At 71.5% G+C, this 23,643-nt stretch carries 24 protein-coding genes and 1 pseudogene; 5 read left to right on the top strand and 20 right to left on the bottom strand.

All coding sequences use genetic code 11. The features are described 5' to 3' along the window. From JS521_RS07885 to JS521_RS07895, 3 genes and pseudogenes are all read right to left on the bottom strand, one after another. Nucleotides 1-525, bottom strand: a pseudogene (locus JS521_RS07885) (hypothetical protein); the annotation flags it as partial. Nucleotides 526-666: 141 nt separating this feature from the next. Then, a complete protein-coding gene (locus JS521_RS07890) occupies nt 667-1,047 on the bottom strand; it encodes a PPOX class F420-dependent oxidoreductase (protein WP_205082012.1) in 381 nt (126 codons plus the stop codon). A gap of 41 nt (nt 1,048-1,088) precedes the next feature. Further along, on the bottom strand, nt 1,089-1,421 hold the full coding sequence (locus JS521_RS07895; protein ID WP_205082013.1) for a helix-turn-helix domain-containing protein: 333 nt from the start codon (nt 1,419-1,421) through the stop codon (nt 1,089-1,091). Nucleotides 1,422-1,494: 73 nt separating this feature from the next. On the opposite strand from JS521_RS07895, the gene map reads away from it, so the two are divergent. Further along, nucleotides 1,495-2,262, top strand: coding sequence for a type I methionyl aminopeptidase (map, locus tag JS521_RS07900; protein ID WP_205082014.1), 768 nt, complete (start codon nt 1,495-1,497; stop codon nt 2,260-2,262). A 23-nt stretch (nt 2,263-2,285) separates the two neighbouring features. Here the strand turns inward: map and JS521_RS07905 are convergent, their stop codons facing one another. Both JS521_RS07905 and ggt read right to left on the bottom strand, forming a co-directional pair. Further along, a complete protein-coding gene (locus JS521_RS07905; RefSeq protein WP_205082015.1) occupies nt 2,286-3,005 on the bottom strand; it encodes a glycoside hydrolase family 75 protein in 720 nt (239 codons plus the stop codon). 81 nt (nt 3,006-3,086) lie between these two features. Beyond that, on the bottom strand, nt 3,087-4,904 hold the full coding sequence (ggt, locus tag JS521_RS07910) for a gamma-glutamyltransferase (RefSeq protein WP_205082016.1): 1,818 nt from the start codon (nt 4,902-4,904) through the stop codon (nt 3,087-3,089). 105 nt (nt 4,905-5,009) lie between these two features. On the opposite strand from ggt, the gene JS521_RS07915 reads away from it, so the two are divergent. Then, the gene (locus tag JS521_RS07915; RefSeq protein WP_205082017.1) at nt 5,010-5,753 is read left to right on the top strand and encodes a hypothetical protein; all 744 of its coding nucleotides are present in this window, start codon (nt 5,010-5,012) and stop codon (nt 5,751-5,753) included. A gap of 42 nt (nt 5,754-5,795) precedes the next feature. On the opposite strand, the gene murJ is transcribed toward JS521_RS07915, so the two are convergent. Beyond that, nucleotides 5,796-7,547 carry a murein biosynthesis integral membrane protein MurJ gene (gene murJ / locus JS521_RS07920; RefSeq protein WP_239486937.1) on the bottom strand — a complete coding sequence of 584 codons (1,752 nt, stop codon included), beginning with the start codon at nt 7,545-7,547 and terminating at the stop codon, nt 5,796-5,798. A gap of 50 nt (nt 7,548-7,597) precedes the next feature. Between murJ and JS521_RS07925 the strand changes: the two genes are divergently transcribed. Both JS521_RS07925 and JS521_RS07930 read left to right on the top strand, forming a co-directional pair. Beyond that, nucleotides 7,598-8,806 (top strand): L,D-transpeptidase, encoded by a 1,209-nt coding sequence (locus tag JS521_RS07925; RefSeq protein WP_205082019.1) that lies wholly within the window; start codon nt 7,598-7,600, stop codon nt 8,804-8,806. A gap of 148 nt (nt 8,807-8,954) precedes the next feature. Continuing rightward, the gene (locus JS521_RS07930) at nt 8,955-10,556 is read left to right on the top strand and encodes a CocE/NonD family hydrolase (RefSeq protein ID WP_205082020.1); all 1,602 of its coding nucleotides are present in this window, start codon (nt 8,955-8,957) and stop codon (nt 10,554-10,556) included. A 32-nt stretch (nt 10,557-10,588) separates the two neighbouring features. Here JS521_RS07930 and JS521_RS07935 read toward each other — a convergent pair whose 3' ends face one another. From JS521_RS07935 to JS521_RS07955, 5 genes are all read right to left on the bottom strand, one after another. Next, on the bottom strand, nt 10,589-11,485 hold the full coding sequence (locus tag JS521_RS07935; RefSeq protein ID WP_205082021.1) for an amino acid ABC transporter permease: 897 nt from the start codon (nt 11,483-11,485) through the stop codon (nt 10,589-10,591). Further along, nucleotides 11,482-12,126: an amino acid ABC transporter permease gene (locus JS521_RS07940; protein ID WP_006128632.1), complete on the bottom strand. Its 645-nt coding sequence runs from the start codon at nt 12,124-12,126 to the stop codon at nt 11,482-11,484. The genes JS521_RS07935 and JS521_RS07940 overlap by 4 nt, the downstream gene beginning before the upstream one ends. A 16-nt stretch (nt 12,127-12,142) precedes the next feature. Next, nucleotides 12,143-13,072, bottom strand: coding sequence for a glutamate ABC transporter substrate-binding protein (locus tag JS521_RS07945; RefSeq protein ID WP_205082022.1), 930 nt, complete (start codon nt 13,070-13,072; stop codon nt 12,143-12,145). Nucleotides 13,073-13,082: 10 nt separating this feature from the next. Continuing rightward, nucleotides 13,083-13,826 (bottom strand): amino acid ABC transporter ATP-binding protein, encoded by a 744-nt coding sequence (locus JS521_RS07950; protein ID WP_205082023.1) that lies wholly within the window; start codon nt 13,824-13,826, stop codon nt 13,083-13,085. 146 nt (nt 13,827-13,972) lie between these two features. Next, the gene (locus tag JS521_RS07955; protein WP_205082024.1) at nt 13,973-14,413 is read right to left on the bottom strand and encodes a DUF6278 family protein; all 441 of its coding nucleotides are present in this window, start codon (nt 14,411-14,413) and stop codon (nt 13,973-13,975) included. A gap of 108 nt (nt 14,414-14,521) precedes the next feature. Here JS521_RS07955 and JS521_RS07960 point away from each other — a divergent pair, with 108 nt between their 5' ends. Beyond that, on the top strand, nt 14,522-15,301 hold the full coding sequence (locus tag JS521_RS07960; RefSeq protein WP_205082025.1) for an SDR family NAD(P)-dependent oxidoreductase: 780 nt from the start codon (nt 14,522-14,524) through the stop codon (nt 15,299-15,301). A gap of 46 nt (nt 15,302-15,347) precedes the next feature. On the opposite strand, the gene JS521_RS07965 is transcribed toward JS521_RS07960, so the two are convergent. From JS521_RS07965 to JS521_RS08005, 9 genes are all read right to left on the bottom strand, one after another. After that, the gene (locus tag JS521_RS07965) at nt 15,348-16,085 is read right to left on the bottom strand and encodes a Clp protease N-terminal domain-containing protein (RefSeq protein WP_205082026.1); all 738 of its coding nucleotides are present in this window, start codon (nt 16,083-16,085) and stop codon (nt 15,348-15,350) included. An 88-nt stretch (nt 16,086-16,173) separates the two neighbouring features. Beyond that, nucleotides 16,174-16,953, bottom strand: coding sequence for an exodeoxyribonuclease III (locus JS521_RS07970; RefSeq protein WP_205082027.1), 780 nt, complete (start codon nt 16,951-16,953; stop codon nt 16,174-16,176). 42 nt (nt 16,954-16,995) lie between these two features. Then, the gene (locus tag JS521_RS07975) at nt 16,996-17,649 is read right to left on the bottom strand and encodes an MBL fold metallo-hydrolase (protein ID WP_205082028.1); all 654 of its coding nucleotides are present in this window, start codon (nt 17,647-17,649) and stop codon (nt 16,996-16,998) included. Between the two features lie 12 nt (nt 17,650-17,661). Continuing rightward, nucleotides 17,662-18,924, bottom strand: coding sequence for a bifunctional 3-oxoadipate enol-lactonase/4-carboxymuconolactone decarboxylase PcaDC (pcaDC, locus tag JS521_RS07980; protein WP_205082051.1), 1,263 nt, complete (start codon nt 18,922-18,924; stop codon nt 17,662-17,664). A gap of 251 nt (nt 18,925-19,175) precedes the next feature. Continuing rightward, nucleotides 19,176-19,823 carry a DUF6264 family protein gene (locus JS521_RS07985; RefSeq protein ID WP_275564173.1) on the bottom strand — a complete coding sequence of 216 codons (648 nt, stop codon included), beginning with the start codon at nt 19,821-19,823 and terminating at the stop codon, nt 19,176-19,178. A gap of 91 nt (nt 19,824-19,914) precedes the next feature. Beyond that, nucleotides 19,915-20,856 (bottom strand): alpha/beta fold hydrolase, encoded by a 942-nt coding sequence (locus JS521_RS07990; RefSeq protein ID WP_205082030.1) that lies wholly within the window; start codon nt 20,854-20,856, stop codon nt 19,915-19,917. Further along, nucleotides 20,853-21,692 (bottom strand): beta/alpha barrel domain-containing protein, encoded by an 840-nt coding sequence (locus JS521_RS07995; RefSeq protein WP_205082031.1) that lies wholly within the window; start codon nt 21,690-21,692, stop codon nt 20,853-20,855. Before JS521_RS07995 ends, JS521_RS07990 begins: the two co-directional genes overlap by 4 nt. 49 nt (nt 21,693-21,741) lie before the next feature. Continuing rightward, nucleotides 21,742-22,443, bottom strand: a complete 702-nt coding sequence (gene trpF, locus JS521_RS08000; protein WP_205082032.1) for a phosphoribosylanthranilate isomerase — start codon at nt 22,441-22,443, stop codon at nt 21,742-21,744. Then, nucleotides 22,440-23,585, bottom strand: a complete 1,146-nt coding sequence (locus JS521_RS08005; RefSeq protein ID WP_205082033.1) for an acyl-CoA dehydrogenase family protein — start codon at nt 23,583-23,585, stop codon at nt 22,440-22,442. Before JS521_RS08005 ends, trpF begins: the two co-directional genes overlap by 4 nt. Nucleotides 23,586-23,643 lie beyond the last annotated feature (58 nt).

Raw genomic sequence — 23,643 nt, forward strand, 5'->3', positions numbered from 1 at the left:
CTCCGCGCCCTCCCCGCCCTCCGCCCGGAACCAGCCCTCGGGGGCCGCCACCGCGGCCAGCCGGTTGCGCAGCTCGGCGCACCGGGCGGTGGCCCGTTCGTGGTCGTCGCGGGCCCAGGCCAGGGCCTCCGGCCCGGCCGGGTCCGGGTCGCCCTGCCCCGAGCCGCGCAGGCGCTCCGCCGCCCGGCGCTGCTCGCGGACCATCAACTCCAGCCGGTGGACGAGCTCCTGGCGCCCGCCCGGCCGCCGGTCGTGGGTGGCGGCGGACGCGGAGTAGAGCGCGGCGGCACGGACCGAGACCTGCTCGGCGAACCGGGCGCCATGCAGGGCCGCGAGATCCGCGAGCAGCGACTCCACCACGTCCCAGGGCGGGATCTCCACCCCGTCGAGGCAGGACCGCATGCCCGAAGGGTCGCGCCGGGCGAAAACCCCGTACCACCCCCGACCGGGGTCCAGGCGCGCCACCAGATCCCGCAGGTACTGCGCGAACGCCCCTACTTCGTACGCCTGCTGATGCACCGTCATCTTCGCCCTCGCCGACCGCCGACCGTCGACTGGAGCCTTCCAGTCCGGAGGCATTCGACCGCAGCCGTGTTACGGGGCGACTACGCGCAGCTTTCGGGCGCGCTGCGGCGGGAGCACGGCGGCCCGTCCGCGCCCCGGCGCTCAGAAGGTGATGGCGATCCCGGTGTGCGGACGCTTGCCGAGCCGGGCAACGGTGGCCGGCCAGTCGACGAGCCAGAACTTCCAGGTGTACTTGCGGGCCAGCAGCTTGCGCGCCGCACGGGTGCCGTCCTCGTCGAGGAGCCTGGCGTCGCCCTCCGCGCTCGGGGCGCCCTCGGCGATCCTGCCGCGTACGTCGCAGACGGTGACGAGGACCTTGCCGTTGTTGCGGAGCCGCTTCACCTTCCACGAGTCGGAGCGCGTCCAGACGTACAGCACCTCACCCTCGGCGGCGGCCCAGACGGGCGTGGCGACGGGCGTGCCGTCCTTCCGGTACGTGGTGAGGCTGACGTACTCGCTGCGTGCGAAGTCCTGGAGAGTCACGGGCGTGACCCTACGCCCTGGCCGTCACGGACGCCGAGCCGCTAGGCGATCAGCGGCATAGCAGCAGACACCGCGGCAGCAGGCACCGCGGCTCGCACCGGAGCCGGCGCCGCGACCGGCGCCGCGACCGGTTCCGGCGCGCACCGGCCGAGGATCTCGTCCATGGAGAGACCCAGCGCTCCGGCGAGGGCGGCCACGGTGAAGAAGGCAGGCGTGGGAGCGCGGCCGGTCTCGATCTTCCGGAGGGTCTCCGCGGAGATTCCGGCGCTCGCGGCGACGGCAGCCATGCTGCGCTCTCCGCGCGCCGCACGGAGCAGCGCGCCGAGCCGTTCGCCGCGCAGGCGCTCTTCGGGGGTCAGAGGGGTGCGGACCATGGGCCCATCCTACTACGGGATGCCATTTCTATACCGTCATTACTATACCGCTCCGACCGGTATAGTAATGGGCATGGTGCACATCAAGACAGACACACAGATCGACGCGATGCGCGAGGCCGGCCGGGTCGTCGCGCAGATCCTGACCCGGGCGCGGGAGGCGGCGGCAGTCGGCGTGACCCCCCGCCAACTGGACGAGGCGGCACGCGAGGTGCTGAGCAAGGCCGGGGCCGCCTCCCCCTTCCTGAACTACAAGCCGCACTTCGCGTCCACCCCCTTCCCGGCCGTCATCTGCGTCTCGGTCAACGACGCGGTCGTGCACGGCATCCCGTCCGCCGAGCCGCTGCGGGACGGGGATCTGGTCAGCGTGGACGCGGGCGCGCTCCTCGACGGCTGGGCCGGCGACTCGGCGATCAGCTTCACCGTGGGCGGGGCCCGCCCCGAGGACACCCGGCTCATCGCCACCGCGGACGAGGCGTTGGCGGCCGGGATCGGCGCGGCCGTGGTCGGCAACCGGATCGGGGACATCGCCCACGCGATCGGCACGGTCTGCCGCGACGCGGGCTACGGCATCCTGGAGGGCTACGGCGGCCACGGCATCGGCCGTTCCATGCACGAGGACCCCTCCGTGCCGAACGAGGGACGGCCGGGGCGCGGCATGGCACTGCGGCCCGGGATGGTCCTGGCGATCGAGCCCATGCTGATCGCCGGCGGCGGTGACGAGTTCCGCCACGACGAGGACGGCTGGACGCTGCGGACGACCGACGGCAGCCGGGCCTCGCACGCCGAGCACACAGTGGCGATCACGAAGGACGGCCCGCGCGTGCTGACCGCACTCTGAGCACCCCTGCCGAGCAGACCCGGCTAGCGGCCGACGAACTCCCGGGCCAGCGCCGCTCCCCGGGTCTGCGCCCGCGCGCGGCTCTCGATCGGGGAGACGCGGGAGTCCTTGAACGCGATGTAGGTGACGCCTGACTCGGCGCCCCCGGTCGACGGGTCGGGGTCGATGCCCAGCGTCTTCGCCATGGCGTACGACGCCTCCCCGATGATGCCCGTGGGGCCGGTGTCGCCGATCACGCCGAACCGCACCCGGTCCCGGTACACGACCGCCACGACGCTGCCGCCGGTGAGCCCCGACTTCCGGTAGTCCCACACCTTGCTCGGGCCCGGTACGACCACATGGGGCAGGACGGCCGAGTCCAGGGGTTCGCCGCGGGAGCTCTGGAACGCGGTCTCCGGCAGGAAGTACGGATCGGTCCTCCGGTTGCAGGCCCTGGTCTTCCTGCCGTCGCAGTCGATGTCCATGTCCGCCTTCCAGAACACGGCGTCCCGCGTGCCGCAGACCGGAACCGTGGCCTTCGCACGGCCGCTGTCGGTGCGGTACGTGCCTTTCGAGATCCGGGAACAGGCACGTACCTCGGCGAGCAGTTCGGCAGCGGTCACCCCGGCCGCTCGGGGCTCCCGGCCCGGGCCGCCGGACCCGTCACCGCCCCCGGAGCCGGACGCGGACGCGGGCAGCGCCGCCGCTCCGAGCAGAGCGGCGGCGCAGGAGGTCACTGTCAGGGCGAGGATGCGGGTGCGCATGGTGCGGAAGGACCCTTCCCGTGGACGAGGGGCCCGTGCGGGCCTCCTGGGCGACGCGTCCGGGGGCGCACCCCTCCCAGCTCAGTGCCCGCGGCCCGGATGCACCACCATGGCCGAGCCCCCGCCCCGGCGCACCTTTTCCGCCGCCGCCAGCCAGCGGCCGTCGGGCAGTCGCTGCACCCCGGTGGCGGCGCCGATCTCCGGGTTCTGCTTGAAGGCGTGACCGAGCTTCTCCAGCTCCGCGCGGACCGGGCTGTTCCACAGCTCCGGCTCGATCTCGGTCGTCGGCGCGTTGCGCTGGCTGGCGCGCGGCGCGGCGATCGCGTCGACCAGCGGGAGCCCTCGGTCCAGGTGTCCGGTGAGCGACTGGAGGACGGTCGTGATGATCGTGGCCCCGCCCGGCGAGCCGAGGGCGAGCACCGGCTTGCCGTGCTTCAGCACGATGGTCGGGGAGATCGACGAGCGCGGCCGCTTGCCCGGTCCCGGGAGGTTCGGGTCGTGGACCGCCGGGTTGGCGGGGGCGAAGGAGAAGTCGGTCAGCTCGTTGTTGAGCAGGAAGCCGCGCCCGGGCACGGTGATGGCGCTGCCGCCGGTGGACTCGATCGTCAGGGTGTAGGCGACGACGTTGCCCCACTTGTCGGCGGTCGTCAGGTGGGTGGTGTTCTCACCTTCGTACGTCGTCGGCGCGGCCGTGCCGCCGCTGCCGCACCGCTCCGGGTTTCGCGGGTCGCCCGGCGCCAGCGGGCTGGTCAGCGCCTTGTCGTCGCGGATCAGGCACTCCCGGGAGTCCGCGAACCGCTGGCTCAGCAGCTCCTTCGTCGGTACGTCCTCGAAGGCGGGGTCACCGACCCAGCGGCCCCGGTCGGCGAACGCGATCCGGCTGGCCTCGATGAGCCGGTGGAGGTACTGGACCCTGTCGGCCCGGGAGAGGTCGGTGGACTCCAGGATGTTGAGGGCCTCGCCGACGCTGGTGCCGCCGGACGAGGAGGGGGCCATGCCGTAGACGTCCAGGCCCCGGTAGTTCACCTTGGTCGGGTCCTTGCGCAGGGTCCGGTAGGAGGCCAGGTCCTTGCGGGTCAGATCGCCGGGGCGGACGACGCGGGTGGCGTCCGGGTCGACGGGCGGCTTGCGGACGGTACGCACGATGTCGTCGGCCAACGCGCCCCGGTACAGCGCGTCGACGCCCTCGCGGCCGAGCTTCTCGTACGTACGCGCCAGGTCGGGGTTCTTGAACACCGATCCGACGACGGGGAGTTCACCGCCGGGCAGGAAGAGCTTCGCGGAGGCGGGGAAGTCGGCGAACCGGGCCTGGTTGGAGGCCGTCTGCGAGCGGAAGGTGCCGTCCACGACGAAGCCGTCCCGGGCCAGGCGTTCGGCCGGTTTCAGCAGCGTACGCAGGGACTTGGAGCCCCAGGCGTCCAGCGCCCGCTCCCAGGTGGCCGGGGTGCCGGGCGTGCCGACGCCGAGGCCGCTGGTCACGCCTTCCTCGAACGGGATCGGCTTGCCGTTCTCCAGGAAGAGCGAGGCATCCGCGCTGCGAGGCGCGGTCTCGCGGCCGTCGATGGTCCGCACGCTGCGCTTCTTCGCGTCGTAGTGGACGAAGTAGCCTCCGCCGCCGATGCCCGCCGAATAGGGCTCCGTCACGCCGAGCGCCGCCGCGGTGGCCACGGCCGCGTCCACCGCGTTGCCGCCCTTGCGCAGCACCTCGATCCCGGCGGCCGACGCGTCCGGGTCGACGCTCGACACCGCTCCCCCATGTCCCACCGCCACCGGGGACTTGGGCGGCGCGGGACGCGGCGTGGCGGTCGCCTCGGAGGCCGCCGGGGCGGCGGCTCCGACCGACGCGACCACGGCGAGTACGGCCAACAGGGACGTGTTCCGACCGACGGAACGGCGCATACGTACCTCCAGTCAACGGATCTCCGCCGCAGGGTAGCCCCGGGAAACCCGGATCGTCAGGACCGCCTCGAACGGTTACCCGAATGACCGATACCATGCGCGCCCATGACGGACGACGTGCGCAACATCGTGCTGGGCGTGATAGCCGCCGGGATCAGTGCCTCGCTGGGCTGGCTCGCCCGAACCTACCTCTGGCGGCGGGGGCTCCGTCGCAAACAGGCCTTCTTCGGGCTGCCGACGAACTCCGAATGCCTGCTGGTCGTCAACCGCTACGCGGGCGCCGAGGGGTCGGTGCACCGCATCGACGCCTTCGCCCTGCTCGAACTCTCCGCGCTCATCAAGGGGTGCGGGGCCAACGCCCAGATCGTCACGCACGACACGGCCCAGCAGGGATTCGGGGAGCGTACGGAGTTCTGCGTCGGCGGCCCGACGTCCAACCAGCGGATGGCAGCCCATCTGCGGACCCTGCTGCCCGGGGTGCGGATCAACGTCGAGCAGGACCCGGGGCCGGACCGGGTGGCGTTCCAGGTCGGCTCGGAGCGCTACCGGATGGAACCGGGCACCGCGGAGTACGTCCTGCTCGCACGCCTGACGGGCGGTCAGGATTCGCGCCCCGTCTTCCTGTTCTGCGGCCAGCGGGCCATCACCAACCAGGCGGCCACCCGTTACGTCGCCCGGAACCACGACAAGCTGCGCCGCAAGCACGGGAACAAGTCTTTCTGCCTGCTGCTGAAGGTCGTCAACTCCCAGGCGTACGGCCCCGATGTGGTCGAGCTGATCGGCGACGTGACGCGCGAGGCCCAGGCTCCCACGCCGAGCACGCCCGCCTCGCACCGCGCGGGCAGCTGACGGGCCAGGGGTGTCCGGCGGATCAGAACCGGGTCCGCGCCCTCAGCGGCGCAGCCGGGCCCGGCCGGCCGTCAGCATCGTGGTGATCTCCGCTATCCCGAGCGGCCGGGCCAGCAGCACCACGCCGAGGAGAAGGGCGAGCGTCCCGGCCCCGGCCGCCGCCACGTCGCCCGCCCTCGCCGACGCGCGCGCCGCCCCGTACGCCAGGGCCCCGGCGGGCAGGCAGGCGGCGACAAGGCGGGCGTGCGCGCCGAGCGTCGGTGAGCGCAGCAGGGAACCGGTGCCGGGTCCGGAGAGCCGGCGGGACAGGACGTACCCGGTGACGGCGAACCCGGCGAAGAAGGCCACCGTGCTCGCCCCGGCCATCCCGGTCACCGCCCAGCGGGCCGGCAGCAGCAGGTAGGCGGCGACCGACAGGCCGGCCTGGACGGCGGCGATCACCAGGTTGAGAAGGAACGGGGTGCGGGTGTCGCTCATCGCGTAGAAGCCGCGCGAGAGGACGTACTGCCCGGAGAAGGCGATCAGCCCGGGGGCGAAGGCCATCATGATGCCGGCCATCACCGTGATGTCGGCGGCGGTGGTGCGCCCGTACCCGAAGACGGAGCCGATCACCCACGGTGCGAGCACCAGCAGGGCGGTGCCGGCGGGCACCACGACGGCGGCGCTGGTCCGCAGGGCGTACGCGACGTCGCGCCGCACTCCCGCGAGGTCGCCGTCGGCCGCCGCCCGGCTCATGCGGGGCATCAGCGCGGTGACGAGCGAGACCGTGATGATGCCCTGCGGGACGACCCAGAGCTGGTAGGCGTAGCTGTACGCGGTGTAGCCCGCCCCGCCCGCGATGTCCTGCTCGGCGGCGTGGAGCCCGGTGGCGGTGGAGAGGCGGGTGACGACCCAGTAGGCGAGCTGGTTGGTGAGGACCAGCAGCACCAGCCAGCCGGCCGCGCGCATCGGCCGGGTCAGCCCGCTGCCGCGCCAGTCGAACCGGGGCCGCCAGCGGAACTTCGCGGCGCGCAGCGCGGGGATCAGCGCGAGCGTCTGCACGGCTATCCCGGCGGTGGTGCCCCAGCCGAGGAGATGAGCGTGGGTGTCGGTGAGGGTGCCGTCGGCGTTCGCCGCGACGGCGATGTAGAGGCCGAACACCCCGATGATGACGAGGTTGTTGAGGACCGGGGTCCACATCATCGCGCCGAACCGGCCGCGGGCGTTGAGGACTTGGCCGAGCAGCGTGAAGAGTCCGTAGAAGAGGATCTGCGGCAGGCAGTAGCGGGCCAGCGCGATCGTCAACTCCGCCTGGCGGCCGTCGTAGTCGGTGTAGAGGCCGACGATGAGGGGCGCAGCCGCCACGGCGAACGCGGTGAGGGCGAGGAGGCCGACCGTGCACAGGGTGAGCAGCCGGTCGGTGTACGCGGCTCCGCCGTCTGCGTGTTCCTTGGCGGCGCGGACCAGTTCGGGGACGAAGACGGCGTTGAGCGCGCCGCCGATGAGGAGGATGTAGAGGATGTTGGGGACGGTGTTGGCCACCGTGTAGCCGTCTGCGGTCAGCCCGGTGCCGAGCGCGGCGACGACGACCGCCGAGCGGACGAAGCCGGTGGCGCGCGAGACGACGGAGCCGGCCGCCATCACGGCCCCGCTGCGCAGCACCGAGGCGGATCGGGCCGCGGGGCCGGTGGTGCCCGGGGTTCCGTCGACGGTCGCGCTCACAGGTGGTCTCCCGGGTGACGATTTCTGGTCGACGGTGGAGCGTACCCGGGCCGAGGCCTGAGGTTTTTCCGGGGGGCGGACGGAACCCGACATGGGGGAAATACCTCTCCCCTGCTGAGCACCCTTGCCCTGGAGGTATTTCCGTGAGTTCCGCACGCCCGCGCATCCGTCGTTCCGCCCCGGCCGGCCGGAGGTCCCGGATCGCTCTGACCGGGCCCGCGGCGCTGCTCGCCGCCGCGCTCACCGCGTGTTCGGGCGGCTCCTCGGGCTCCGCCGAGGTGGGCGGGGACGGCAAGGCGCCCGACACCAGCGTCTCGGTGAACCTCACGGGCAAGGCGGCGGCCCCGGGCGAACCGGTCAAGGTGACGCTGGCGCAGGGAAAGCTGAAGGCGGTGTCGGTGAAGGCGGACGAGGGCGGTGCGCTGGCCGGGAAGATATCCGGCGACGGCCGGACCTGGACGTCCGACCGGGTCGCCGCGCCGGGCACCGCGTACACCGTCGAAGCGACGGACGCGGACGGCGGCAGCGACAAGGCGGCGTTCACCACCGCCGAGGCCGAGAAGGTCAACAAGTTGTCGTTGGCGCCGGGCAAGAACACGACCGTGGGCATCGCGCAGCCGCTGTCCGTCGTCTTCGACCACCCGGTGAAGGACAAGGCGGCGGTGGAGAAGGCCCTGAAGGTCACCACGTCCAACGACACCGAGGGCTCCTGGGGCTGGCTCCAGGACTACTCGGGCAAGGACCGCGTCGACTGGCGGCCCGAGGAGTACTGGAAGCCCGGCACGAAGGTGACGCTGGACGCGCAGTTGAACGGCGTCGACACGGGGGCGGACGGCGGCTGGTTCGTCCGCGACTACACGACGACGTTCACGATCGGCGCGGCCCAGGTGGTCAAGGTCGACCTGGACGGCCACCGCCTCGCCCTGCACCGTGACGGCAAGCAGGTCCTGGACATCCCGATGTCGGCGGGCACCCCGGGCGGCGAGAAGGCTTCCTGGCGGGGCACGGCGGTCCTGATGTCGAAGGAGGGCACCATCAACATGCGCTCCGAGACGGTGGGCCTCGGCGACGCCTACGACAAGATGGTCGACTACTCGATGCGGCTGACCTGGTCCGGGATGTACGCGCACGCAGCTCCGTGGAACGCGGGCGTTTTCGGCCAGGCCAACCGGAGTTCGGGCTGCGTCGGGATGAGCGACGCCAACGCCTCCGCGCTGTACGGGCAGGTGCGGGTGGGCGACCCGTTCGAGATGACCGGTACGGAGGCCAAGGGCACGGTCGCCGAGGGCAACGGCTACGGCGCCTGGAACGTCTCGTGGGCCGACTGGCAGGCCAAGAGCGCCCTGAAGTGACCCGGTAGCGCCCCTTCCGGCCTCGGCCCCCTACTGACGCCACGTCCAACAATCGTTACCTTCACGCAACACTCCCGGTAGTTACCAGCGGTAAACAACCGGGGTTACCGTCGGGTCACTTTGCACTGACACGCGTGAGGAGTGACCCGTGGCACGTCCGAAACCGGCACTGCGCACCACCGCTTCGATCACCGCCGCCGTCGCCCTGCTCGCCGGAGGCGCGCTGGTCGCCGCCCCCGCGGCGACCGCCGCCCCCACCCCTCTCGCCGCGCACGCGAGCGCGACGGGCGAGGGCCTGACGTTCCACGACATCCCCGGCTCCGGGGGCATCACACTCAAGGGCAACGTCTTCACCCCGGCGGGAGCGCCCGCCGGGGCGAAGCATCCCCTGATCGTCTTCCCGACAAGCTGGGCCATGCCGCAGATCGAGTACCTGGCGCAGGCCCAGAAGCTCGCCGACTCCGGCTATGTCGTGGTGAGTTACACCTCGCGCGGCTTCTGGCGCTCCGGCGGGAAGATCGAGGTGGCCGGTCCGCCGGACATCGCGGACGCCTCCGCCGTCATCGACTGGGCGCTGGAGCACACCTCCGCCGACCCGGACCGCATCGGCATGGGCGGCGTCTCCTACGGGGCGGGCATCAGCCTGCTGGCGGCCGGACACGACCCGCGCATCAAGGCGGTGGCCGCGCTCAGCGGCTGGGCCGACCTGATCGACTCGATCTACAGCGGCCGCACCCAGCACCTCCAGGCCGCCGCCCTGCTCGGCGGCGCGGGCCTGGTCACCGGCCGGCCGAGTGACGAACTGACGCAGACGCTCAAGGACTTCCTCGGCTCCAAGCTCGACAAGGAGCCGGAGATGATCGCCTGGGGGAAGAAGCGTTCCCCCCTGACGTATCTGGACCGGATCAACGCCAACGGTGCGGCGATCATGATGGGCAACGCCTGGGGCGACACGATCTTCCCGCCCAACCAGTACGCCTCGTTCTACGACAAGCTCACCGGCCCCAAGCGGCTGGAGTTCCGCCCCGGCGACCACGCCACGGCCGAGGCCACCGGACTGCTGGGGCTGCCCAACGACACCTGGACGAGCACCCGCCGCTGGTTCGACCGCTATCTCAAGGGCGAGCGCAACGGCATCGACACCGAGCAGCCGGTCCAGCTCAAGTCCCGCACCGACAAGGGGTACGAGGGCTACGCGGACTGGAAGTCGGTCGGCGCGCTGCAGAACCGCATCCCGCTGGACGGCACCAAGAAGGTGTGGTCCAACGTCGACTCCGGCGCGAACGGCGGCATCTCGATCCTGTCCAACGCGCTCGACCAGTTCCTGAAGCTCCCGCCGATGGTCTCCGTGCCGCTGCTGCCGCGTACGTTCGCGAGCGTCTGGCAGTCGGAGCGGTACGCCACCGAGCAGCAGGTCCGAGGGACCTCAACGCTGCACACCACGGTCAGCAGCACGAAGCCGAGCGGCACCTTCGTCGCGTATCTCTACGACGTGGGGCCGCTCGGCGTCGGCAAACTGGTCAGCAACGCTCCGTACACGTTCCACGGGCAGACGCCGGGCCGGCCGTTCCCCGTCGACCTGGAGCTGTTCTCCACGGCCTACGACGTCCCGGCCGGTCACCGGCTCGCCCTGGTGATCGACACCGTCGATCCGCTGTACATCGAGCACAACCCGACCGGCGCGCAGCTGACCTTCTCCTCGCCCGGCACGGACCCGAGTCATCTCTCGGTCCCGCTGCGCGAGAAGTGATCACCGACTGCTGCCGGGCGGGCACTGCCCGGCTACTGCCCTCCCGGCAGCAGCGTTCCTGGTTCGGCCGGGGCCACCCCGACCGCTCGGGTCTTCAGGTTGCGCCGCTGCCGCTTGGCCACCCAGGTGGCGAACCACGAGAGCAGCATGCACATCCCGATGTAGATCGGAGAGATCACCATCACGACGGGGATGAAGGGAAGATCGTAGTCGAGATTCGACGCGATCAGCTTTCCGGCGTGGAGGAATTCCTCGTAAGTGATCAGATAGCCCAGTGAGGTGTCCTTCAGCGCGACCACCAGCTGACTGATGATGGTCGGCAGCATCGCGCGTACGGCCTGGGGAGCCAGGACGAACGTGGTGACCTGCGTCTTGCGCATGCCGAGCGCGTACGCGGCCTCGCGCTGGCCCCGGTCCACGGAGTTGATCCCGGTGCGGAACACCTCGGCGAGGACGGAGCCGTTGTAGAGCGTGAGCCCGGCGACCAGGGCCGGCAGCGGCTGGACCTTCAGCGCCACGAAGATGAAGAAGATCATCACCAGCACCGGCATGGCCCGGAAGAACTCGACCAGCAGGGTGGAGATCCAGCGCAGCACCCGGTGTTCGGAGAGCCGGCCGACCGCGAGGACGGCGCCGAGCGCGAGCGAGAGGACCGCCGCGTACACGAACGCCTTGAGGGTGTTGCCGAGCCCGCGCAGCAGCAGTTCCTGAATGCCCTTGTACTCGAAGGGCATCCACTTCTGCGCGGTGAACTGGTCGGTGTCGAAGAGCAGGTAGACGATCCAGCCGAACAGCGCCACGATGACGATCGTCGAGGCGATCCCGTACATCAGGTGCCGCTTGCGGGTCACCGGTCCGGGGATGTCGTAGAGCGCGGTGGCCTCGGGCATCGACGCCCGGGACGCTTTACGGGTGAGGGTCTTGGTCATCGTGCCACTCCCCAGCGCTTCTCCATCACGTTGAACACCGCGCTGATGGTCAGGGTGATGATCAGGTAGCCGACGGCGATCCAGATGAAGGACCAGATGATGCTGTAGCCCAGTTCGTTGAGCGTCTTGTAGGTGCCGAGGAGTTCGGTGACGCTGAACGCCCCGGCGATGGCGGAGTTCTTCGCCAGCGCGATCAGGGTCGAGCCGACCGGCGGGATCACCGACCGGAACGCCTGCGGCAGGACCACGGTGCTCAGGGTCTGGCCGAAGTTCATGCCGAGGCTGCGGGCGGCCTCGCCCTGGCCCTTGGGCACGGTGTTGATGCCGGAGCGCAGCACCTCGCAGATGAACGCGGAGGTGTAGCAGCCGAGCGCGATGACGGCGAAGAGCTGGAACGGCAGGACGAGCCCGAAGCGCGGCAGGCCGAGCAGGACCGCGAAGAACAGCAGCGTCAGCGGGGTGTTGCGGAGCACGGTGACCCAGACCGTGCCCAGCACCCGGAAGGAGCCGACGGGTGCGACCCGGAAGGAAGCCATCAGGAAGCCGAGGACGAGCGCCAGCGCCGAGGCGTAGACGGTCAGTTCGACGGTGCCGAGGAATCCCTTGCCGTAGAGGGAGAAGTTCTCTGTCAGTACGTCCATGGGTGGGCCCGTCCCCTCAGGTCGCCGGGTAGCGGTCGATGGGCGGCGGGGTCGGCGCGGGCGCTCCGGAGAGGCCGAGCGTCGCGTCGTACGCCTTCTTCCAGTTGCCGTTCTTCTCGTTGGCCTCCAGGGCGTCGTTGAGCGCGTTGCGCAGGGCGTTGTCGCTGCGCGGTACGCCGATGCCGTACGGCTCCTGGGAGAAGGGTTTGCCGACGACCTTCATCTCGTCGGGCGCCTTGGCGGCGAAGCCCAGCAGGATCGCGTCGTCGGTGGTGACGGCGTCGACCTGGTAGGTGAGGAGGTTGTCGACGCAGATCGAGTACGTGTCGTACGCGACGAGGGTCGCCTTGGGGTAGTCGGCGGCGATCCGCTGGTAGGGCGTGGATCCGGCCGCCGAGCAGACGGTCTTGCCCGCCAGGTCCTGGGGCCCGTTGATGTCGTCCTCGTCGGTGCGCACCAGCAGTCCCTGGCCGGCCATGTAGTACGGGCCGGCGAAGCCGACGAGCTTCTTGCGCATGTCGTTGATGGTGTAGGTGCCGACGTAGTAGTCGATCTGGCCGCTCTGCAGGGCCGTCTCGCGGTTGGCGGAGGCGATCGTGCGGAAGCGGATCGTGTCCGGTTCGAAGCCGAGCGAGGCCGCCATCATGCGGGCGATCTCGATGTCGAAGCCGGAGTAGATTCCGCTCGCCGGGTCCTTCTCCCCCAGGTAGGGCTGGTCCTCCTTGGCGCCGACGATCAGATGGCCGCGCCGCTTCGCCTTGGTCCAGGTGCGGGAGTCGGGCAGTTCGAAGCCGGTGTCGACCTGGTACACCGGCAGGGCCTCGGCCTTGGGCCCCTTGACGGGCGGGCTGCCGTCCTTGCCGCAGCCCGCGACGAGTGCGGCGAGCAGGAGACCGGCCACGAGGGCGGCGGCCCTGCCCGTACGCGTGTTCCTCGTACGCAACACGGAATCCCCCTCAGTGCTTGAGGATCTTGGACAGGAAGTCCTTGGCGCGGTCGCTCGAAGGGTTCGTGAAGAAGTCCTCCGGAGTGCGGTCCTCGACGACGCAGCCGTCGGACATGAACACGACGCGGTTGGCCGCGGAGCGGGCGAAGCCCATCTCGTGGGTGACCACGATCATGGTCATGCCCTCCCGGGCGAGCTGCTGCATGACCTCCAGCACCTCGTTGATCATCTCCGGGTCGAGCGCCGAGGTCGGCTCGTCGAACAGGAGCGCCTTGGGGTCCATGGCCAGGGCGCGGGCGATGGCCACGCGCTGCTGCTGGCCGCCGGAGAGCTGGGCGGGGAACTTCTCCGCGTGGGCGGCCAGGCCGACCCGCTCCAGCAGTTCCCTCGAACGCCTGTCGGCCTCGTCCTTCTTGCGCTTGCGGACCTTGAGCTGCGCCAGCGAGACGTTGTCCACCACGGTCTTGTGGGCGAAGAGGTTGAACGACTGGAAGACCATGCCGACTTCGGCGCGGAGCCGGGCCAGGCCCTTGCCCTCCTCGGGGAGGGGTCTGCCGTCGATCGTGATGCTGCCGGACTCGATCGTCTCCAGCCGGTTGATCGCCCGGCACAGGGTGGATTTCCCTGAGCCGGAGGGGCCGATGACCACCACCACCTCCCCGCGGCCGACGGTGAGATTGATGTCCTGAAGTACGTGCAACTCCCCGAAGTGTTTGTTGACGTCCCTCAGTTCGATCAACGGATCGACGGCCATGCGCTGCCCTACCCACTTGTCGCTGTGTCGAGGTCAGCGCAAACTATCCATCGCGAAAAGGGACTTCGCACCCGACACGCGTAAATGGCGCAAAAGGCTGTTTATCTAGATTAGGTGAGGAGGGCGCGGCCCGGCCGGCCTCCGGCTCAGTTCTCGGCGGACTCGGCGTACACCTGGGAGAGCTCCGGGCTGCCCGCCATCGCCCAGTCGAGACCCGCCGCGACGACGTCGATCTCCCGCCCGGACTCCAGCCGCACCACGGGCTGGCCGCTCGGCCAGACGTCCCACGCGGCGCCCGGCACCGTCCGTACGATCACCGTGCCGAGGTAGAGCCCGGCGTCGTTGCCGAGCCAGGGCAGTTCCTCGGGGTCGTCGCGCCAGCGGGGCGGCAGTTGGTCGAGCGCGGTCAACGAGGCGGGGGTGTCGTCGAGTTCGAGTCCGTGCTGCCCCGCCCGGACGCGCAGCAGTTCGCATTCGGCGAGCAGCTCGGCCACACCGTCGGGGTCTGCCTCGACGGCGGCGGCGAGCGCGCCCGCATGCGTACCACCCTGGCGCTTACGCCAGTTGTCCAGGAAAGGGATGTTCATACCACTAGGATCCCATCCCGGCCAGGTTCCGCACCACAGGGCGCGCGGCCCCCCCCCACCCCCCCCCCCCCCCCCCCCGGGGCCCAAACGGATATCTAAGGTGCGCACATGAGTGCACAGACATACGTCTCGGAACTGTTCTCGCTGGAGGGCCGGGTGGCGGTGGTCACCGGCGGCAGCTCCGGTATCGGCCGGGCGATCACCGGCGCCCTGGCCAGGGCCGGCGCGAGCGTCGTCGTGGTGGCCCGCCGGGAGGCGGAGCTGCGGGCGACCGTCGACGAGCTGACCGCCGAGGGCTGCCGGGCCGCCTGGGTGAGCGCGGATCTGAGTACGCCCGAGGGGGTGCGCGCCGGGGCGGAGGGGGCCGCGGCGGCGTTCGGGGAGCCGGACATCCTGGTGAACTGCGCCGGGATCAATCTGCGCCCGCCGATGACCGAGCTGGGCGAGGACGTCTGGGACACCACGATGGCGGTGAACCTTAAGGCGCCGTTCCTGCTGGGGCAGCGGTTCGGGCCGGGCATGGCGGAGCGGGGGTACGGGCGGATCATCCACGTCACGTCGCAGCAGGCGCACCGGGCGTTCGTGAACAGCGGCGCTTACGGGGTGTCCAAGGGCGGCCTGGAGTCGCTGACCCGCTCACAGGCCGAGGCCTGGTCACCGCACGGCGTCACGGTGAACAGCCTGGTGCCCGGGTTCGTGCTGACCCCGCTGAACGAGCACCTGGCCTCGGACCCGGAGAAGGTGGCGTCACTGGCGGCGCGGACGCTGATCGGCCGCAACGGCCTCGCGGAGGACTTCGCGGGGGCCGTGGTGTTCCTGGCGGGTCGCTCCTCGGCGTACGTCACCGGGCAGTCGGTGTTCGTGGACGGCGGGTTCTCGGCGCACTGAGGCCGCCGTCCACGTGGCAAGGGCGTCGTTCCGGAGGTCAGGACCGCTACTGCCGCAGGGCCTGGGCCGCCTCGTCCACGGCCCGCTCCACCGCGGCGGACACGGCCTCCTTGCCCAGACCGAGGCCGGTCAGGACGCCGGAGCCGTCCTCGAACTCCAGCAGGGCCAGCAGGATGTGCTCGGTGCCCACGTAGTTGTGGCCGAGGCGCAGGGCCTCACGGAAGGTCAGCTCCAGGACCTTCTTGGCGTCCATGTCGTACGGGATCATCTCGGGCACCGCGTCCACGGCGGCGGGCAGCGCCGCGGTCGCCGCCGCCCGCAGCACGTCCGGCTCCACGCCCTGCCCGACGAGGACGCGGGCAGCGATGGCCTCGGGCTCGGCGAGCAGGCCGAGGATCAGGTGGGCGGGGAGGATCTCGGCGTGCCGGGCGGCCTGGGCCTCGTTGTGGGAGGCGACCACCACGTTGCGGGCGCGCTGGGTGAAGCGGTTGAAGCCCTCGTTCGGGTCCAGGTCCGAGGAGCCTTCGCCCTTCTTGGGCACGAAGCGCTTCTGGGCGGCCTGGCGGGTGACGCCCATGCTCCGGCCGATGTCGGTCCAGGAGGCGCCGGAGCGGCGGGCCTGGTCCACGAAGTGGCCGATGAGGTGGTCGGCCACGTCGCCGAGGTGGTCGGCGGCGAGCACCGCACCGGAGAGCTGCTCCAGGGCGTCGTCGTTGGTCTTCTTGATGGCCTCGATCAGATCGTCGAGGCGTACGGAAGGGGTGACGGGAAGAGACTGCGTCATGTGACAACCGTAGGTTGACACTTCGCGGGTGTCAACCTTGGGTTGTCATGTGACGCGTGGCCTCTTGCCCGCCTGCGCCCGGCCCGGCTCAGAGGTCGAGGTCGACCACCACGGGAGCGTGGTCGGACGCACCCTTGCCCTTGCGCTCCTCACGGTCGACGTAACTGTCCTTGACGGCGGCGGTGAAGGCGGCGTTGCCGAAGGTCAGGTCGATCCGCATGCCCTTGTTCTTGGGGAACCGCAGCTCGCGGTAGTCCCAGAAGGTGTAGGCGCGGTCGTACTTGAGGGGGCGGGGCAGGACTTCGCTCAGGCCTTCCGCCTCCAGGGCCGCGAGGGCGGCGCGCTCGGCGGACGTCACATGTGTGGCGCCCTCGAACAGCGCCGGATCCCACACGTCCTCGTCGGTCGGGGCCACGTTGAAGTCGCCCAGGACCGCGAAGGGCAGCGCCCCCGCGGTGTCCGCCGCGACGGCCTTCCGCAGCGCCTCCAGCCAGCGCAGCTTGTACGCGTAGTGCTCGTGCTCGACCTCGCGGCCGTTGGGCACGTACACCGACCAGAGGCGCAGCGGGCCGCAGGTCGCCGAGATCGCGCGGGGCTCCTGCACGCCGTCGTACTCCGGGCCGCCGGGCAGGCCGGTGACGACGTCGGTGAGGCCGACGCGGGAGAGCAGCGCGACCCCGTTCCACCGGCCGGTGGCGTTGACGGCGGATTCGTACCCCGCCTCGCGGAGGGCTTCGGCGGGGAACTGCTCCGCCGTGCACTTGGTCTCCTGGATGCACAGCACATCGGTGCCGCTGCTCTCCAGCCAGGCCAGAAGCCTCGGCAGCCGGGCGGTGATCGAATTGACGTTATAGGTGGCGATGCGCATGGCAGCCAACCTAGCGGCTCCCACTGACAGCGGCCGCCGGGCTCACAGCTCGGTGGTGCCGCCCGGGGCCAGCCGGCTGTGGTCCGCCCCGCCCAGCGCCCCGATCTGGTGGTCGTAGACCGGGCGGGCCAGATCGGTCAGCAGGGCGTCGTGGACGTCAATGGCGCGCCGCGGCTTCACCTCGCGTACGTAGTCGATGACCTCGGAGATCTTGCTCCAGGGGGCCATCACCGGCAGCAGCAGGGTGTCCACGGGGCGCTCGGGAACGGTGAGCGCGTCGCCGGGGTGGAAGACCGAACCGTCGACGAGGAAGCCGACGTTGGTGATCCTCGGGATGTCCGGGTGGATCACCGCGTGCAGCTCGCCGTGCACGGTGACGTCGAATCCGGCGGCGGAGAACGCGTCCCCGTCGCCCACGGTGTGCACCCGGCCGGGGAAGGCGGCCGAGAGCTGCTCGGCGACGCTGCGCAGCGTCCAGACCTCGGCCGCCGGGTTCGCCTCCAGGCCCGCCCGCAGCCGCGCCTCGTTGAAGTGGTCCGGGTGCTCGTGCGTCACCAGCACGACGTCCGCGCCGAGCGCCGCGTCGTCCTCGGAGAAGCCACCGGGGTCGATGACGAGAACCCGCCCCGCCTTCTCGATCCGGACGCAGGAGTGGGTCTTCTTGGTGAGGGTGAGTGCCCCGGGCGATGCGTTCATGACCCCATCCTGCTACGCGGGCGGCGTGGTTTCCTCCTGGATCACCTTCTGCGCCACGGCGAAGGCGGCTCCGGCGGCCGGGATGCCGCAGTAGACGGCGGTCTGGAGCAGAACTTCCTTGATCTCGGCGGGCGTCAGGCCGTTGCGCAGGGCGGCCCGGGTGTGCGCGGCCAGGCCCTCCAGGTGGCCGGAGGCGACGAGCGCGGTGAGCGTGATGACGCTGCGGGTGCGCCGGTCGAGGGCGTCGCGGCTCCAGACCTCGCCCCAGGCGTACCGGGTGACCAGCTCCTGGAAGTCCTCCGTGAAGGGATCGGCCGCGGCGTTCACCGCGTCGACGTGGGCATCCCCCAGCACCTCGCGGCGCACCTTGGTGCCCTGCTCGTACCGGTCGTCCGGCGTCGGCGCGGGGGCCTCGGGCGCGGTGGCCGGGGAGATCTCGGCCACCGGGACGAACGGCACGCTGGGGCCGACGGGCGCGGTGATGTGGGGCAGTACGGGGATCGCGGCCGAGGTGTCCTGCTGCCAGGCGGTGGAGAAGTGCATCAGCAGCAGGTCGCTGACGGCGGCGGGCTGTTCGACGGGCGCGAGGTGGGAGGCGCCGGGGACGAGCGCGAGGCGGGCGTCCGGTATCCCGGCGACCAGCGTGCGGGCCTCGGCGGGCCCGGTGACCTGGTCCTCCGCCCCGACCAGCACCAAGGTGGGGACGCCGATCCGGCCCAGGGCCGCGCGGATGTCGAACGCGGCGAGCGCCTCGCAGGCGGCGATGTAGCAGCCGGGGTCGGTGGTGCGGACCATCTGCACGGCCCACTCGACGATGGCGGGCTGGGCGGCGGCGAACCCGGGGGTGAACCAGCGCTCCGGCGCGGTGCGGGCCATCGGCTCCAGGCCGTTGGTGCGGACGATCACCCCGCGCTGGCGGAACTCGTCGGCCGTGCCGAACCGGGGCGAGGAGGCGACGAGCGCCAGCGAGGCGACCCGGTGCGGGTGGCGCAGGGCGAGGTCCGCGCCGACCGCGCCGCCGATGGAGCAGCCCGCGTAGCCGAAGCGCTGGACGCCGAGTCCGTCCAGGGTCGCGAGCAGCCGGTCTCCCAGCTCGGCGACGGAGGAGGCGGCGTGGGCGGGCGCGCCCCCGTGGCCGGGCAGGTCGTAGCGGAAGACGCGCCAGTGCTGGGACAGCTCGGGTATCTGGCGATCCCACATGTGCCATGTCGTCCCGAGGGAGGGTCCGATCACCAGGACCGGGGCGTCCTCGGGCCCGTCGAAGCGGTACTGCATGGATTCCGTCGGCTTGTCACTCACCGTTCACACGCTCCCATATCTCTCCGGGCCCCAGACCGGCGGGGGCGAGACGGAGGCCCCGCCGCGCCGAACGGGCGGGGAAGAACGGTGCGCGGCAGACGCAGGTGCCCCCCTCTTCACCGAACGGAACAGAGGAGTCGCCCTATGCGAAAGCAAATATGTAAGAGGGTGAGGCTATTTCACACGTGCGCGACGGAACCGGTGAATCGGGTTGCCCGGAATCCCGTTTATCCGAGCGCCGACGGGGATTCCGGCTTCCCGTACCGGAGCATTGCCGCGCACAGAGCGCCGAGACTCAGGACGCAGAAAAGGGTCCGGAAGACGTTCACCGGCACCCATACCGCTTTGAAATCGTCGATCACCGCATGTACGTCCTGGGCGGAAGCGGGGTTGCCGAGCGCCGCGAGGTCCGCGTTGAGGGGGAGGCTGACCGCGACGGTGACGACGAGCACCAGCAGATAGCAGCACGCCGCGACGGCCAGCGGCAGGGCCACCGCGCGGCGCTTGCGGCGGAAGGTCACGATCGCTGCGGCGACCGTGAGGGCCAGCGTGGCGAGGAAGACCAGGCCGAACAGCGCGCTGCCGTCGATCGCCGCGTTGAACCGCTGCATGGCCGCCGCGTAGGCGGTGTCGTCCAGCTCGGCCAGACCCGGCATCACGGAGATGTCGTAGGCGAAGAACAACCCCGCCATCAGCCCCGTGCAGAGCACCGATGCGACGAGGAGCGGCGCGGTGATCCGGTCGCCGGTGGGTGGACGGCTGCCGGGCCGGGCCGGGCCCGTCGAGTACGGGGTGGCGTGGGGAGGGTAGTGGCTCATGTCGCAGTCCTGTCGATCGGATGGACTCTCCCGGGCGGTGGCGTGCGGTGCGCGCAGCGAAACTGAGCGTGCACGCGGCGCGTGATCATCCCAGCAGGTTCAGGGGCCAAAGGTCCATACCTCACACGCTCACGCGCATACGCGCGCGTCACCTCGGGACGTCGGAGGAGGCCGCCAGACACTCTTCGAGAAACGCCAGCGCCCGTGCGTGGTAGAGCGGGGCGGCCAGTCCGAGGCTGAGGTTGTGTCCGGCCTCCGGCAGGCGTTCGACGGCGGGGCGGCGCGTGCCCGTGAAACTGGCGGCCACCGCCGCCAGTTCGTCCCGGTCCAGGCGCCACCAGCCCTCGTACGCGCCGAAGGTGAGCCGTACCGGGCAGCGCACCCGTGCGGCGGCAGCCGGGAACCGGGCGGGCCACCGCCCCGTATCCGCCTCCTCCGCCGCCGGAACCTCGCGGAGCAGGGCGCGGCTGGCCCGGAAGGTTCCGCCCGGATAGAGGCGCAGCGGGCCCCAGTTGAGCTCCCCCGCCCCGCCTGCCAGCGTGTCCGGGAAATGGGCGGCTGCCGGTGCGTAGTGCCAGCCACAGCCGTTGAGGTCGAGTCCGAGCAGCCGGTCGAGGGGGGTCGCACCGCTCCAGGGCTCTCCTGCCAGGTGCAGGGCGGTCTTGCCGCCGTCGGAGTGTCCGAGCAGGAAGAAGCCGGCCCCGACCGGGTGGCGTTCGGTGTAGTCGGCGAGCGATCGTCGCAGCAGCCCCGCCTGTTCGGCGAGTGGCAGACCCTGGGGGAGAGCGGCGCGGGACAGGCCGTAGCCGGGCCGTTCCACCGCGAGGACGGTGTGGCCCAGTGAGGTGGCGAGAGCGAGCAGGGAGGTGTGCGGGGCGACCGGTCCGGCGAAGTAGCCGGGTGACATGGCCCGTCCGTGAACGGCGACGAGCACGGACCTGGTCGCCCCGGAGGCCGGTGCGGCCCGCCAGGCGCCGAGGCGGTGGCGGCCGTGGCCCAGAACGATCTGCTCGACCCCGTCCGGGGCGGTGTCGGACCCGGACGGGGCGACGTCTGCCGTGGCCACCGGCCCGGCCGGAGCGGCGCTCACGCGGGCACACCCTCGGCCTCGTCGGCGGGAGTGGCCGGGGTCGCCGTCCCGTCGGCCCCCGTGCGGGGCACGGGGGCGGGGTGCGGCAGGACCGGTGGTGCCTCGACGGTCAGCGGCACCACGACGCGCCCGGTCTCCTCGGTGCTCGCCGTGCGGTGTGCGTCGAACTCGGCCAGCCAGGCGTCGACGCTCGGGGCACGCAGCAGCGAGGTCCCGATGAGCAGGCCCCGGTATCCCTCGGCCAGCAGACCGGCTGCGGTGGCCGGGTCGCTCACCGCGCTGGCGCTGACGGGGCAGAGCGTGCCGGCGGCCCGTACGGCGGGCAGCAGCGCGCGGCTGCGGTCCAGGTCCCCGGCGTCCCGTTCGCGTGCGGTGATGTCCTTGTTGTTGACCGCGACGACGCAGTCCCGCGGGTTCGGCAGACCGATCGCCTCCTCGGCGGCGGTGATCTCCACGAACGGAGTCAGCCCGTGCGCCTGGCACTGGCGGGCCAGGTCGTGCAGGGACTCCCGGGGCAGCAGCGCCGCGGTCAGCAGGACCGCCGAGACGCCGGCGCGGGCGGCGGCGGTGATCTGGTCGCGACGCGTCACGAAGTCCTTGAGCAGGACCGGGACGTCCACGCGGTCGGTCACTTCGTGCAGCATGGCTGCCGACCCGCCGAACCACCGGCCGGTCACGACGGACACGCACGGGGCTCCCGCCTGCTGGTAGGCCGCGGCGACATCGCCGGGGAGGCGGCCCCGCAGCAGGTCGGCGCCGTGCGCGTCGCGGGACTTCACTTCCATGATCACGGGGCGCTCCGCGCCGAGGAGCGCGGAGAGGAAGGACTGCGTCATCGGGCTTTCCTCACGGAGTGTCGGGCTTTTCTCACGAGGGCGGGAGGCTTCACGGCGCAGGGTCGCCAGTACCGGTCCAGGCGCGGTCCAGGGCGGCGACCCGGACCGGGTCGAGAGGGCCGCCGTCGGTACGGGCGGCGTTGTCGATGTCGACGCCTCGATACCCGGGACGCGCGGCGAAGGCCCGGCCCGGCGCATCGGCCTCATCGAGGCCGCCCGCCAGGAGGAACGGCCGGGGCAGGGCGGGGAGCAGGGACTCCAGCGCCGCCGCCGGCACGCGGTGGCCGGTGCTGCCGACCGCCCCGCCCCGGGTCGCCGTGTCGACGAGGATCAGGTCCGCTCCGGCGCGGGCGTACGCCGTGAGGAAGGGGCGCTCGACGCACGCTCCGTCGAGCACGTGCACAGCCTTGACCAGCACCGCGTCGGGCATCGCCCTGCGCAGGGCGGCCACGGCCGCGGGCGGCTGGTAGGCGTGGAGCTGAATCCAGCGGACCCCGGCGGCGCGGGCGGCCTCGGAGATCTGTGCGGCGTCGTGCAGAAAGGTGACGAGCACCGGCTCGGCCCGGCCCGCCGTGCGGACGGCGGCGGCCACGGCCGTGAGTCGTCTGCGGGTCAGATCACGGGCCCCGTTCTCCACCCCGTACCAGAGGCCGACGAGATCGGCCCGTGGCGCCACGGCGGCGGCCTCCTCGGGAGAGGTGGCGCCGCACACCTTGAGCAGCGGCCGGGAGGTTCCGGCCGGGGCGCTCATCCGCCCAGCCCCAGGGTCGAGGCGACGTGGTTGTACTGGATGTCGTTGGTGCCGGAGTACAGCGTGCCCGCGACCGCGGCACGCACCTCCTTCTCCAGGCCGACCTCGGTGAGGTAGCCCGCGCCGCCGAAGACGCGGACCGCCGAGAGGCTGGTGGACAGTGCGGCCTCGCTGGCGAGGATCTTCGTCATGGCGAGGTCGGCGGTGACGTCCTCGCCCGCGGCGAGCCGCTCGGCGGTGTCGTAGAGCCACTTGGCGGCGGTCTCGGTGCGTATCTTCATGTCGACGACGCGGTGCGACACCGCCTGGTAGTCACCGATGGGATGGCCGAAGGCCCGGCGTTCCCGGGCGTAGGCGACGGTGCGCTCCAGCCGGTGGCGCATCTCTCCGAGCTGGACGGTGAATCCGAACAGGATCTCGCGCTTCATCACGTGGTCCAGGACGAGCAGTCCGCCGCCGGTCCGGCCCAGCACCCGGTCCGCGGGTATCCGGCAGCCGTCGAGGTGGAGGGTGGACAACGGAGCTGTACGCAGGCCCATCTTGGCGGTGGGCCCGCCGACGGAGAGCCCGGGGGTGTCCCGGTCGACGAGGAAGGCGGTGGTCCCGAGCGGTCCGCCCTCCGGGCGGGTACGCGCGTAGACGACGAAGACGTCGGCGATGGGGCCGTTGCTGACGAAGGCCTTTCCGCCGGTGAGGACGTAATGCGTACCGTCGCGCTCGGCGCGGGTGGTCATCGCCATGGCGTCGGAGCCGCTGTCGGGTTCGGTGATGGCGTGCGCGCCGATCAGCTCGCCCGAGCAGATGCCGGGCAGATAGCGCTCGCGCAGGGCGTCGCCTCCGAAGGCGGCGAGAGGTACACCGGTGCTGGCCATCGACGTGGTGGCGCAGAAGTTGAGTCCGGACTCGCGGCAGGTCTCACCGAGGGTCTCCAGGACGTGCAGGGTGGTGAGGAGGGACTGGCCCGCGCCGCCCCACTGCTGGGGGAACGGCAGCCCGAGGACGCCGCTGCCGGCCAGGGAACGCCAGCGGTGGGGTTCGAAGGCGGACCGGGCGTCCGCTTCGATATGACCCTCGCTCAGGGTCTTGCCCCACTGGGCCATGCCTGCGCAGAGCGCCTGCTGGTCTGCGTCGCGGTTCCTCATGGCGGACCTTCCGTACGGGCCGTGCGGGTGGCCTCGGTCGATGACGGGCGGAGGGGTG

Origin of the sequence: Streptomyces durocortorensis (genome assembly GCF_016901035.1) — a bacterium.
In the GTDB taxonomy this organism is placed as follows: Bacteria; Actinomycetota; Actinomycetes; order Streptomycetales; family Streptomycetaceae; genus Streptomyces; species Streptomyces durocortorensis.